The sequence below is a fragment of the Allobosea sp. 10N428 genome (assembly GCF_056394545.1).
This window is the reverse complement of sequence record NZ_JBFTIC010000001.1, coordinates 892,778-905,878: the sequence shown is the minus strand read 5'-3', so window position 1 is coordinate 905,878 and position 13,101 is coordinate 892,778. Positions and strand designations below refer to the sequence as shown.

The 13,101-nt window shown below is 67.1% G+C and carries 8 protein-coding genes; 5 read left to right on the top strand and 3 right to left on the bottom strand.

Annotation, left to right across the window (positions count from 1 at the left end; translation table 11 throughout):
* The first annotated feature begins 4 nt into the window (after positions 1-4).
* The gene (locus AC1DDA_RS04195; RefSeq protein WP_476794763.1) at positions 5-481 is read left to right on the top strand and encodes a cytochrome c-type biogenesis protein; all 477 of its coding nucleotides are present in this window, start codon (positions 5-7) and stop codon (positions 479-481) included.
* Here AC1DDA_RS04195 and AC1DDA_RS04190 read toward each other — a convergent pair.
* Positions 471-992, bottom strand: coding sequence for a hypothetical protein (locus tag AC1DDA_RS04190; protein WP_476794762.1), 522 nt, complete (start codon positions 990-992; stop codon positions 471-473). The two genes, AC1DDA_RS04195 and AC1DDA_RS04190, sit on opposite strands and share 11 nt — an antisense overlap.
* 184 nt (positions 993-1,176) lie before the next feature.
* On the opposite strand from AC1DDA_RS04190, the gene AC1DDA_RS04185 reads away from it, so the two are divergent.
* From AC1DDA_RS04185 to AC1DDA_RS04170, 4 genes are all read left to right on the top strand, one after another.
* Positions 1,177-2,349, top strand: a complete 1,173-nt coding sequence (locus AC1DDA_RS04185; RefSeq protein WP_476794761.1) for a trypsin-like peptidase domain-containing protein — start codon at positions 1,177-1,179, stop codon at positions 2,347-2,349.
* Positions 2,350-2,558: 209 nt separating this feature from the next.
* Complete coding sequence (locus AC1DDA_RS04180) at positions 2,559-3,242, top strand: winged helix-turn-helix domain-containing protein (protein ID WP_441512257.1); 684 nt, start codon at positions 2,559-2,561, stop codon at positions 3,240-3,242.
* Entirely contained in the window at positions 3,226-4,728 is a 1,503-nt protein-coding gene (locus AC1DDA_RS04175) for a HAMP domain-containing sensor histidine kinase (RefSeq protein ID WP_476794760.1), read from the top strand. The genes AC1DDA_RS04180 and AC1DDA_RS04175 overlap by 17 nt, the downstream gene beginning before the upstream one ends.
* A 15-nt stretch (positions 4,729-4,743) precedes the next feature.
* A complete protein-coding gene (locus AC1DDA_RS04170) occupies positions 4,744-7,701 on the top strand; it encodes a bifunctional [glutamine synthetase] adenylyltransferase/[glutamine synthetase]-adenylyl-L-tyrosine phosphorylase (RefSeq protein ID WP_476794759.1) in 2,958 nt (985 codons plus the stop codon).
* Between the two features lie 123 nt (positions 7,702-7,824).
* Here AC1DDA_RS04170 and AC1DDA_RS04165 read toward each other — a convergent pair whose 3' ends face one another.
* Together AC1DDA_RS04165 and pepN are read right to left on the bottom strand one after the other, a co-directional pair.
* Positions 7,825-10,122 carry a PAS domain-containing sensor histidine kinase gene (locus AC1DDA_RS04165; RefSeq protein WP_476794758.1) on the bottom strand — a complete coding sequence of 766 codons (2,298 nt, stop codon included), beginning with the start codon at positions 10,120-10,122 and terminating at the stop codon, positions 7,825-7,827.
* A 226-nt stretch (positions 10,123-10,348) separates the two neighbouring features.
* The gene (pepN, locus tag AC1DDA_RS04160; protein ID WP_476794757.1) at positions 10,349-12,994 is read right to left on the bottom strand and encodes an aminopeptidase N; all 2,646 of its coding nucleotides are present in this window, start codon (positions 12,992-12,994) and stop codon (positions 10,349-10,351) included.
* Positions 12,995-13,101 lie beyond the last annotated feature (107 nt).

Sequence of the window (13,101 nt, the reverse complement as noted above, 5' to 3'; positions counted from 1 at the left end):
GCCGATGCGTCGCCTTCTCCTGACGTTTGGCATCGTGCTGCTGGCAATCACCGGCGCACAGGCCGTGCAGCCCGACGAGGTGCTGAAGAATCCGGCGCTGGAGCAGCGCGCCCGCGCCATTTCCGGCGGCCTGCGCTGCCTCGTCTGCCAGAACCAGTCGATCGACGATTCCGACGCGCCGCTGGCGCGCGACCTGCGCCTGCTCGTGCGGGAAAGGCTCGTTGCCGGCGACAGCGACAAGGCGGTGGTCGATTTCGTGGTCGCCCGCTATGGCGATTTCGTGCTGCTTCGTCCGCCCTTCAATGCACGCACGGCTTTGCTCTGGGCGGCGCCTTTCGCAATTCTGCTCTGCGCCTTCATCTTTGTCTGGCGCCTGGCCCGCCGTCGGATGGTTCCGGCCGTCGAACCCGCGCGGCTCTCGCCCGAGGAAGAGGCCAAGGTTGCGGCGCTGGTCGCGTCGGAGGACCGCCCTAGTAAGTGAGCTTGCAGGAGCGCCTCAGATCCTGCGCGAAAACATGCTCGCTCGCACCGGAGACGCCATACATGACTCGTCCGTTCTGGGACGGCTGCTGCGAAGCGTAAACGGCGTAGATCCGGGCAAAGCAGGCGGCATTGCTGCCGGAATAGCCGTGGCGGGCGGCAAGGGCGAGGCCAATGCGTTGGGCGATGGCTGGGGAATGCGTGGCCCCGCCGGCCCCGCCGCTTCCTCTAGCCTTTTGCCGCACCGCCAGATCCTGCAGCCGATCGATGCCGCAGCGGGAGCGCTGCTCGGCATTGTAGGCGGGGGTCGAAGGGGCATACCAGCCGCGCCGGCCGTTCGGCTTCTCGACGACGACCGCATGTTTCGCGAAGACGCGAGCATAGCAGTCGGCGTTTTCATAGCCGCGCTCCTGCGCCACCCGCAGCCCGGCGCTATAGGCCGAGCCTTGCTGCGCGAGTGCCGGCCCGCTCAGGCAGGCCACGGCAAACGAAATCCCCCAGATGATACGCATAGGCACCTTCCCCCATCCCAGGCGCAGGGGGCACCGGCGCGCCGCCAGCCGTCAAGATGGTGCGGGCGGTCTTGCCGCTGAATCTTACGAAACCGTCATGTTCAGGCCAAAGCCGCGTAAGGCGGCTGGCATCATCTTCCTCGTCACGAACAGGGAAAACCCTGACGCTCACGAGGTTCAAATCATGACGACACAGAACGAAACCCGTAAGTCCATCCTGAGGCGCGGCGCCCTTCTCGCCGGCACCGCAATTCTTGGCATCGGTCTGGCCGCCGGCCTTGCCGACAGCGCCCTGATGCAGAACCACAACGCCATTGCACAGCCGATTCAGCTCTCCGGCGCGCAGAGCACGCTGCCTTCCTTTGCCGATCTGGTCGACAAGGTGAAGCCCGCGGTCGTCTCCGTCCGCGTCAAGACGCAGGCCGCAGCCGCCAGTGACGAGCAGAATCTGGATGATCTGCCGCCGCAGCTGCGCCGCTTCTTCCGCGAGCCCGGCGAGAACGACCGTCCGAACAAGCCGCAGCCGCGCCAGGGCATGGCCCAGGGCTCGGGCTTCTTCGTCAGCCAGGACGGTTATGTCGTGACCAACAACCACGTTGTCGAGAACGCCGTGGAGGTCCAGCTCGTCACCGACTCCGGCAAGACGCTGGAAGCCAAGGTCATCGGCACCGATCCGCGGACCGATCTCGCCCTGCTCAAGGTCAAGGATGCCGGTGACTACCCCTATGTGAAGCTCGGCGAAGGCAAGCCGCGCATCGGTGACTGGGTGCTGGCGATCGGCAACCCGTTCGGCCTCGGCGGCACGGTCACGGCCGGCATCGTCTCGGCCCAGGGGCGCGACATCGGCTCTGGCCCTTATGACGACTACATGCAGATCGACGCGCCGATCAACCGCGGCAACTCGGGTGGTCCGACCTTCAACCAGAATGGCGAAGTCGTCGGCGTGAACACCGCGATCTACTCGCCTTCCGGCGGCAATGTCGGCATCGCCTTCGCGATCCCGGCCTCCACGGTCAAGCAGGTCGTGGACTCGCTGAAGAAGGATGGCACGGTGGCGCGCGGCTTCATCGGCGTGCAGATCCAGCCGGTCACCGGCGAGATGGCCGATGCCATCGGCCTGAAGGAAGCCAAGGGCGCGCTCGTCGCCGAGGCGCAGGGCAACGGCCCCGCGGCCAAGGCCGGCATCCGCCGCGGCGACACCATCACGGCGGTCAACGGCGAGGCGATCAAGGACGCCCGCGACCTGTCCCGCAAGATCGCGACCTTCGCCCCTGGCACCAAGGCCACGATTACCCTGTTCCGCGAAGGCAAGTCCCGTGACGTGACCTTCGAGGTTGGCCGCCAGCCCGCGGCCTGAACGAAGCAGGCAGGTTCCCTCGGTCTTCCTGTCGCCCCAGCCGAGGGGACCAGCCATCGCGGCGGCAGGCCGGATGCGTATCCTCCGGCCTGCCGTTTTTTGTTTATGCGTGACGTGGAAGCCGGCGCGCGTGAAGAAAATGCGATAGGCGCAAACAGAGCAAAGGCCGGTCCGTTTGATCGGCGTTTGCTCTGAGCTAGGTTATACTCATGCGACTCCTGATCGTCGAAGATGATGCCGAGGCTGCGGCCTATCTGACCAAAGCGTTCCGCGAGGTCGGCCATGTCGCCGATCATGCGGCCGACGGGCTGCAGGGCTATGCGATGGCCGAGGGTGGCGGCTATGACGTGCTGGTCGTCGATCGCATGCTGCCCCGCCTCGACGGTCTTTCCCTGATCCGCTCGCTGCGCGAACAGAAGGACGAGACGCCGGCGCTCATCCTGTCGGCGCTGGCCCAGGTCGACGACCGGGTGAAGGGTCTGCGCGCGGGCGGCGACGATTACCTGCCCAAGCCCTATGCCTTTTCCGAATTGCTGGCCCGCGTCGAGGTGCTGGCCCGCCGCCGCGGCGCGCCGGCTTCGGAGCCGACCAGCTATCGCGTCGGCGAGCTGGTGCTCGATCGGCTCGCCCATCGCGTCACCCGCGAGGGGCAGGAGATCGTCCTGCAGCCGCGCGAGTTCCGCCTGCTCGAATATCTGATGAAGCATGCCGGGCAGGTCGTGACGCGCACCATGCTGCTGGAGAACGTGTGGGACTATCACTTCGATCCCCAGACCAATGTCATCGACGTGCATGTCAGCCGCCTGCGCGCCAAGGTCGACAAGGGCTTTGAGCAGCCGATGATCCACACCATCCGCGGCGCGGGATACATGGTCCGTGACAGCGCCCGCTGATGCTCCCGCACGACGGCGCCAGAAATTCCTGCCGACGCTGTTCCGCACCACCGCCTTCAAGCTGACGGCTGCCTATCTCGTCATCTTCGCACTCTTCGCCGCCTTCGTGCTCGGCTATGTCGCCTGGAATGCACAGCGTCTGCTGACCGACCAGATCCGCTCGACCATCGATGCCGAGATCCAGGGGCTGGCCGAGCAGCAGCGCCAGGGCGGCATCCGCCGGCTGGTCAACATCGTCGAGCGCCGCTCGCGCGGGCCGGGTGCTTCTCTCTACCTCGTCACGACGCCGGTAGGCGAGCGCATCGCCGGCAATGTCGAGGCGATCCCGCCCGGCACGCTCGATCGTACCGGCGAGAGCGAGATCGAATACGCTCGCTCCAGCGAAACGGTCGATACGCCGAGCCATGCGCTTGTGCGCGTCTTCATCCTGCCGGCCGGGTTCCGCCTTCTCGTCGGCCGCGATCTCGAGGAGCGTGACCGGCTTGGCGCCGTGATCCGCCGTGCCGCCGGCTGGTCGGCAGCGCTGGTCTTCATTCTCGGCTGCTTTGCAAGCTGGTTTGTGGCGCGCCGCGTGCTGAAGCGTATCGATGGCATGAGCGAGACGGCGCATGGCATCATGGAGGGCGACCTGAAGGGGCGCCTCGCCATCACCGGCACCGGCGACGAACTCGATCGCCTCGCGCTGAATCTCAATGCCATGCTCGACCGCATCGGAGAGCTGATGGCGGGCATGCAGCAGGTGACCGACAACATTGCCCATGACCTCAAGACACCGCTCACCCGCTTGCGTAGCAGGGCCGAGGAGGCGCTGCGCAGTGCACGGTCGCCGGACGAGCTTCGGGCTGCGCTCGATGGCTCCATCGAGGAGGCGGACAATCTGATCCGCGTCTTCAACGCCCTGTTGATGCTGGCTCGGCTGGAAGCGGGGCGCGTCAGCGACAATATGGCCGAGCTTGATCTCTCGGAGATCGTCTCGGGAATGACGGAACTCTATGAGCCGCTCGCCGAGGATGCCGGGCTCTCGCTGGTCGGCGAAGTCGAGCCGGACCTGCGGATCGTCGGAAACCGCGAGCTGGTCGGGCAGGCCGTCGCCAATCTGATCGACAACGCCCTGAAATACGGCGGCCCCGAACAGGGCGGGGACGGCACCGTGACCGTCGCTGCAAGGCGCAACGGAGCCGAGATCGAGCTTTCCGTGGCCGATCGCGGGCCAGGCATCCCGGAAGCCGATCGCGGCCGCGTGCTCGACCGTTTCGTGCGGCTCGACACCAGCCGCAGCAAGCCCGGCTTCGGCCTGGGCCTGTCGTTGGCAGCCGGCGTCGTGCGCCTGCATGGCGGCCGCCTCGGCCTGGAGGACAACGCTCCCGGGCTGCGCGTCGTCATCGCCCTGCCGATGGCCGAGAGCAAGCCTGTGGAAACGCAGGCGGCTCCCGAAGCTCAAAGCTCGACAGCCGTCGCAAACCCTGCTGGCGTGCCGTCCTCCTGAGGAGGAAGGTGTGCGATGGTTGAGCGGCTCTGTGACAGGCTGGGTGCGGCACCGGTCTTGCCGGCACGCGCCAAGGCCGAGGCGCTGCTGGCGCGCGAGCTGATCGAGCGGCTGCACGACGAGGCGGCGGCCGAGGCGCTGAAGACTCATCTGGCCGAACATCCGCGCAGCGTCGCTCTGGTCGCCGGTGTGCTTGCGCATTCTCCCTTCCTCTCCCAGGTCATGCGCTTCGATCCCGAGGCCCTGCTCGCCTGCCTGACGCAAGCGCCCGAGGCGCGTCGCGACGCGCTGCTCGCCGGGATCGAAGCCTTTGCCGGGGCCGGCTGCGAGACCGCGGACCTGATGCGCGAGCTGCGCCGCTTCCGCCGCGCTATGGCGCTCCTGATCGCGCTCGCGGATATCGGCGGCGTCTGGGACGTCGAGACTGTGACGGCAGCGCTGACTGCGACCGCCGACATGGCCGTGCGCCTCGCGACCAACCATGTGCTGCGACAGGCCGCCGATCTCGGAAAAATCAATCTGGCCGACCCCGCCAATCCGGGCCCCGGCTCCGGCCTCGTCGTGCTGGCGCTCGGCAAGCATGGCGCGGGGGAATTGAACTATTCCTCCGACATCGACATCGTCGTCTTCTTCGATCCCGAGGCGGCGGAAGCGGCTGGCGTCGGGGAGCCGTCGAGCTTCTTCGTCAAGCTGACCCAGCAGATCGCCCGCATCATCCAGGAGCGCACGCCGGACGGCTACGTCTTCCGCGTCGACCTGCGGCTCCGACCCGACCCCGCCTCGACCCATGTCGCGATCGCGCTGCCATCGGCCTATTCCTATTACGAGACCGTGGGCCAGAATTGGGAGCGCGCCGCCATGATCAAGGCGCGCCCGATCGCCGGCGACACCGATCTCGGCCTGCGCTTCATCAAGGATCTCGCCCCCTTCATCTGGCGCAAATATTTCGACTTCGCGACCATCGCGGACATCCATGCGATGAAGCGCCAGATCCAGACGGTGAAGGGCCACGAGACCATCGCCGTCGCCGGCCACAATGTGAAGCTCGGCCGTGGCGGCATCCGCGAGATCGAGTTCTTCGTCCAGACGCAACAGCTCGTCTTCGGCGGCCGCCGCCCGGCGCTGCGGGGGCCGCGCACGCTCGACATGCTCAAGGAGCTGACGAACGAAGGCTGGATCACGCCGCAGGCACGCGACGAACTCTCCGAATCCTATCGCTGGCTGCGCACCATCGAGCATCGCCTGCAGATGCGCGACGACGAGCAGACCCAGACTTTGCCGAAGGCGGCGGGCGATCTCGACGCCTTCGCCCGATTCTGCGGCTATCCCTCGACAGCGGCCTTCGGCAAGGCGCTGACCGCTCATGCGAAGCGTGTCGAGGGCCACTACGCCCTGCTGTTCGAGGAGGGCCCGAGCCTTGCCTCGGAAGCCGGGACGCTCAGCTTCACCGGTTCCGAGCCCGATCCCGAGACGGTCGAAACGCTCGGCAAGCTCGGCTTCCGCGATGGCATGACGGCGGCGGAGACGGTGCGGGGCTGGCATTTCGGCCGCCGCGCTGCCGTCACCAGCGCCCGCGCCCGCGAAGTGCTGACGGAGCTGACCCCGGCGCTGCTGGTCGCGCTCGGCCGCACCGCCGATCCCGACGGCGCGCTCGCCCATCTCGACAACGCCTTCGTGCGGATGCCGGCAGCGGTCGAGCTTCTGACGCTGCTGCGCTCGCATGATTCCCTGCTGACGCTCTTCGCCGAGATCCTCGGCAGCGCCCCGCGTCTCGCCAAGGTCGCGGCCTTGCATCCGCATGTGCTCGACGGGGTTATCGACCCGGCCTTTGGGCAGGCGGTGCTCGACGTCGATACGTTGGAACGCCGCATCCGCAGCTATGTCGGCTCGCCGCCGCCAAGCGTAGAGGACGGGCTCGACCGGCTCCGTGACGCCGCCCGGCAAGAGAATTTCCTCGTGGGCGCGCGGCTGCTCTCCGGCGTCTATCCGGCACAAGGAGCAGGTCAGGCCTATTGCGCCGTGGCCGAAGCCTGCCTGCGCGTGGCCTTTGCCGATACGCGCGCGTCTTTCGCTGCCGATCATGGCGTAATCGACGGGGCGGAGACCGTCGTGCTCGGGCTCGGCCGGCTCGGCGCGGGAGAGCTGACGCCATCATCCGACCTCGATCTCATCCTGCTCTACGATCGGCCCGAGGATGCCGGGCCGAGCAGCGGCGCCAAGAGCCTCGATCCTGTCACCTGGCATATCCGCTTCACCCAGCGGCTGGTCGCGGCGCTGACGGTGCCGACGCGGCGCGGCACGCTCTATCAGGTCGACATGCGCTTGCGCCCCACCGGCAACAAAAGCCCGGCGGCGACGCAGTTCGCCGGCTTCGAAGCCTATCACACCGGTGAAGCGGAGATCTGGGAGGAGATGGCGCTGACCCGCGCCCGCGTCGTCGCCGGCGATGCCGGGCTGGCGAAGCGGGCCGAAGCGTCGATCCGGGCGATCCTCTCCCGCAAGCGCGCGCCTGCCAAGGTCGCGGCTGCCGTCGCCGAAATGCGGGCCCTGATCGCCAAGGAGAAGGGCGAAAAGGACGCCTGGGAGCTGAAGCTGGCTGCCGGCGGTCTGACCGATCTCGATTTCCTCGCCCAGTTCCTGCTGCTGGCCTATGCCAGCGACCATCCCGGCCTGATCGTCAATGACACGGCCTCCGTCTTCGCCGCCGCGCGAGCTGCGGGGTTGCTCTCGGACGGGGATGCTTCGACATTGCTCGACGCACATCGCCTGATCGGCGACGTCCAGCTCTGGCAGCGCTTCACGGTGGAGGAAGCGTTCGATCCCAAGGCCGTGCCACCTCGCGTGCTGCGGAGGATCGCGACGGCGGTCGGACGGCCCGACGCCAAGGTGCTGAAGGCGGAGTTGGACGAGGTGCGCGCAGCGGTGAGGGCGATCTTCACGCGCGTGCTGGGAGAAGCCCGGAAGGGAAACTAGGCGTCACGCTCGGGCCAGGCCCGAGACCCCCATGACGAGAGGACGCAAAAGCCTGTTCCGGCGGGAGATGCCCGGGTCTGGCCCGAGCATGGCGAGGCGGCGGCCGCCGGAGGCGGTCTAGGCTCAGGCCGCCTGCGCGGTGACGCGCTCGGCGCCGCCGTCGAGCGGCAGATGGACCATGACGATGGTCCCGGCGCCCATCGCGGAGCGCAGCCTGAGCGAGCCGCCATGCAGCTCGGCCAGCGAGCGGGCGATGGCGAGGCCGAGGCCCGAGCCCTTGTAGCTGCGCACCAGATCGCCCTCGACCTGCTCGAAGGGCCGGCCGACGCGGTCGATCTTCTCCTTGGGGATGCCGATGCCGGTGTCCTCGATGAAGATGTTGAGCGCGCCGGGCACATGGCGGGTACGCACCGCGATCCGCCCGCCTTCCGGCGTGAACTTGGCGGCGTTGTCGAGCAGGTTGCCGAGGATCTGGTACAACGCGCGCGGATCGGCCTCGAGATGGGTGTCGAGCGGGCCTTCGAGATTGACGATCAACTGCTTGCGCTCGATCTCCGGCTGCACCTTGAGCAGGGCCTGATCCAGCACCGGGCCGATGGCGATCTCGGACTTCTCAAGCCGCATCTTGCCGGATTCGATGCGCGACATGTCGAGAACATCGTCGATGATCCCGAGCAGATAGCCGCCGCTCGAGCGGATGTCGCGGACGTAGTCGGAGTATTTCTCGCCGAGCGGGCCGAACAGGCCGTTCTCCATGATCTCGGAGAAGCCGATGATGGCGTTGAGCGGCGTGCGCAGCTCATGGCTCATATTGGCGAGGAATTCGGACTTGGCGCGGTTGGCGCTCTCGGCCGCCGCCTTCTGCTCAAGGTAGCGCTCGGCGAGATCCGCGAGCTGCTGGGCCTGGGTTTCCAGCTTCTGGCGGGAGGCCTTGAGGTCGGTGACGTGCATCAGGAGCTGGTGCTCGGACTGGGTCAGGCGCTCTTCCTGCTGCTTCAGCTTGGTGATGTCGGTGCCGACCGAGACCGAGCCGCCATCCTTGGTGCGCCGGCCGTTGATCTGGAGCCAGCGCCCGTCGGAGAGCCGCGCTTCATAGGAGGTGGCGCCGGCTGCGCCGCGCTGGACCCGCATCGGCTCCTGGTCGATCTGCGGCTGGGCCGAGCGCTCCATGATCTCGTCATAGCTCGTGCCCGATTGCAGGGCCTCGGCCGGGAGCTGGTGGAGCTGCTGGTATTTGGCGTTGCAGAGGATCAGCCGGTTGTCGGCATCCCACAGCACGAAGGCTTCCGAGATCGCCTCGACCGCATCGCGCAGGCGCGCGTCGGCGGTGGCGGTGCGCTCGGCCATGCGGCGCTGTTCGGAGATGTCGACGACGATGCCGACGAGGTGGCGCGAGCGGGTGCGCCGATCGATGACGAGCTCGGCGCGGGCCTTGAGCCAGATCCACTCGCCCGAAATCGCGCGGACCCGGAATTCCTGATCGAGATGGCTGGCCTCGCCGCGGCTCACCGCATCGGCGATGGCGTAGAGGTCGACGTCCTCATGGTGGATGAAGCTGCTGACCTCGCCGAACGACATGTATTCGCCAGCGCGGTCGTAGCCGAGCAGGGCATACATCGAATCCGACCAGTAGATGCGGCCGCGGGCGAGATCCCAGTCCCAGAGGCCGCAATGGCCGCGGTTGAGCGCGGTGTCGATGCGTTCGCGCACGCAGTCGCAATCCTCGTCGGCGGCGCGGGCGCGCTTCGACTGCAGCATGAAGGCCAGCGTGATGACGCCGAGGACGAGGCCCGCCGCGCCGAACAGGATGGCGAGGCCGGAGCGGCGGATCTGCCAGACCGAGAGGGCGCGCGAGACCGGCTGCAGCACCGCGACCTGGCCGAGCGGAGCGGCGAGGTTGCGCACGCTCGCGAAAACCTCGGCGCCGTTGGGCAGGGCGATGCGCATCACGCCGGCGCGGTCGCCGAAGACGGTAAGCGGCTGGGTCTGGCCCAGGAAGTCGGTGAGGCTGCGCTGCGTCTGGCCGATCACGGGCTCGCTGGCGATGACGCGCCCGTCGGCGCCGCTGACATGGACGATGCGGCCATGGGCGGCGAGGTGGCGGGCCGTGAGCCCGGCGAGCACCGCCGCGGGCTCCTTGCCGGCGAGCGTCGCAGTGTCGAGCTCGCGGGCGACCAGCGCAGAAACCAGATCCATATCGGCCGCGGCATCCACGAGCGCGTCGTCGCGCATTGCGGATGTCTGCATGATCGCGCCGGCGCCGAGGATGACGAGGAAGAACCCGACGAGGACGGGGATCGCAGTTCTGAGTGCGGGCTCGAAGCCCTCGAAGCGCTGATACAACGGATGGGTCAGCGATCTCGCTACACCCAGAATCGTATCGGCGCGCACAGATGCGCAATCCGCGTTGGCACGCGACATGCCCGTCCCCCTTCGGAAAACATTACCGTCAGTAAGATCGGGAGACGTGCCGCATCCCCGCGAATCACAGTCAGTTGAATCCGAGAGCCCGGTTTTGTCTAGCCCTGAGTTGAGTTAGGAGCCCAGAATTCTCCTTTAGGTTGTGTTCCTTATCCGATGAATCCTGCGCGGGTAATGAAACGTTAATGAATTGGACAGGTCGCCGTTAACCTTTGGGGAGAAGGGCTCAGGCGAGGGCTCTTTCGGCGATGTCGGCGACATCCCGCGACAGGTTCGGCATCCGCGCGACGGTGCTCAACGCCTCCTCTGCCAGCCGCTTGCGGCCGGGCTCCAGCATGCGCCAGCTCTTGAACGAGCCGAGGAGGCGCGAGGCAACCTGAGGATTGGTCTTGTCCAGCGCGATGACGATGTCGCAGACGAAGTCGTAGCCCTCGCCATCGGCGCGGTTGAATTGGGTGAGATTGGCCGCGAACCCTCCGATCAGCGCCCGCACCCGGTTCGGATTGCCGAGCGAGAAGGCGGGGTGCTGCATCAGCTGCTTGACCCGCTCCAGCGTCTCGGGCTCGGCGATCAGCGCCTGCGCCATCAGCCATTTGTCGAGGACGAGCGGCTCGCCGGCATAGGCCGCCGCAAAACGGTTTATCAGGGCTTCGCGCCGCTCGCCGGGGATCAGCGTCATCGCGGCCAACGCTGCCAGCCGGTCGGTCAGGTTGTCGGCGGAAGCGAATTGCTCCTCGCACAGAGCGGCGCCCTCTGCCGGGGTGGCGAGAGCGGCGAGCCCGAGCAGTTCGTTGCGAAGTGCGCGGCGCCCGGCGGAGCTGGCGTCCGCCTTGAACGTGCCCTTTGTCGCCAGCGCCTCGCGCAAAGCCGGCAGCTGTGGGAGAACGGCCGCTCCGATGGCGGCCGACAGGCTCCGGTGAGCTTTGAAGATCGCGTCCGGATCGACGTCGCGGCCGATCTCGCGTGCGATGTCGGCGGGAGCCGGCAGGCGCAGCACCTGCGCGGCGAAGGCGGGGTCGGCCAGAGCTTCGGCCTTAAGGAAGCCGTCCAGAGCCCGGCCGAGCCCGGTGGCCGTCGCATTGAGCGCGCTGCGGGCCGCGCCCGGCTTTCCGGCCGCGACGAGGGCACGGATGGCGATGGTCTGCAGGGCCTGCCAGCGGTTGAAGGAATCGCTGTCCGCCGAGAACTGCCTGACGAGGTCGGCGTCCGCGAGATCGAGTTCCAGCCGTGCGGGCGCCGAGAGGCCGCGCAGCAGCGAGGGGATAGGTGGTTCGTCGACATTGTCGAAGGTCACGGAGAGCGAGGCGCTGTCGAGAATGACGAGGCCATCGCCGGCATAGGCATTGGATTGCGTCTGCAGCGGCAGATCGCCCCCGGCTCCGACAAGGCCGAGCTTGATCGGCAGGACCACGGGCTGCTTGTCGCTCTGGCCGGGCGTCGGCGGCGTGCTCTGTGCCAGGTCGAGCGTATAGCGCCGGGTCGCAGCGTCATAGCGGCCGGAGGCGACGATGGTCGGGGTGCCGGCCTGCTCGTACCAGCGGGCGAAATGGCCGAGGTCCTTGCCCGAGCTTTCCGCGAAGCAGGCGAGGAATTCCTCGATCGTCGCCGCCGTGCCGTCGCAGCGCTCGAAATAGAGGTCCATGCCCTTTCGGAAGGCGTCGTCGCCGATCAGCGTCTTGAGCATGCGGATGACCTCCGCACCCTTCTCGTAGACCGTCGGCGTATAGAAGTTGTTGATCTCCTTGTAGGCGCGCGGCCGCACCGGATGGGCGAGGGGGCCCGCATCCTCCGAGAACTGCGTCGAGCGCAGCGTGCGAACGTCGGCGATGCGCTTCACCGAGCGCGAGCGTTCGTCGGCTGAGAATTCCTGGTCGCGAAAGACGGTGAGCCCTTCTTTTAGGCAGAGCTGGAACCAGTCGCGGCAGGTGATGCGATTGCCGGTCCAGTTGTGGAAGTATTCATGCGCGATGATCGCCTCGATCGAGGCATAGTCGCCGTCGGTCGCGGTCTGCGGGTCGGCCAGGACGTATTTGTCGTTGAAGATGTTGAGGCCCTTGTTCTCCATCGCCCCCATGTTGAAATCCGACACGGCGACGACGTTGAACACGTCGAGATCATAGTTGCGGCCGAAGACCTTCTCGTCCCAGCGCATGCAGCGGACCAGTGAATCCAGCGCCCAGCCCGCGCGTCCGGCCTTGCCGGGCTCGACATAGACGGCGAGCTCGACCTTGTGGCCGTCGGCCGTGACATAGTCCTGCCGGACATGGTCGAGCGCGCCGCCGACCAGCGCGAAGAGATAGGCCGGCTTCGGATGCGGGTCGTGCCAGAGGGCAAAATGCCGGTCCGTGCCCGGCACTTCGCCGGTGGCGATGAGATTACCGTTCGAGAGCAGGACGGGCGCCTCGGTCTTCGCCGCTTCCAGCCTGACCGTGTAGACGCTCATCACATCGGGTCGGTCGAGGAAATAGGTGATGCGGCGGAAGCCGTCGGCCTCGCACTGGGTGCAATAGACCTTCGACGAGCGGTAGAGCCCCATCAGCTTCGTATTGGCGGACGGATCGAGCTCGGTCTCGATGGTCAGCGTGAAATCATGCGGCGGCGGGCTTGGTATCGTCAGCGCCTGCGGCGTCGCCGTATAGTCGGAAGCGTCGAGCGGCTTGCCATCGAGGGCGAGCGATTTCAGCGCCAGCTCGTCGCCGTCGAGCTTGAGCGGCGCGCCGGGTTGCCCTTCCGGATTCGGGCGAAAAGCGAGCAGGGCGCGCACGCGCGTCTTCTGCGGCTGCAGGCTGATGTCGAGATCGACCGTGTCGATCAGCCAGTCGGAGGGACGGTAATCCTCGAGGCGGATCAGCGGAGCATCGTCGTTGCGCATGGGAGCCCTGATGGCGAAGTTCAGGGAGCGTTTCTAGAGCATGCCGGCTCGGGAGGGAAACAAGGCCGTCATGCCCGGCTTGACCCGGGCATCTCGTGACAAGGAGG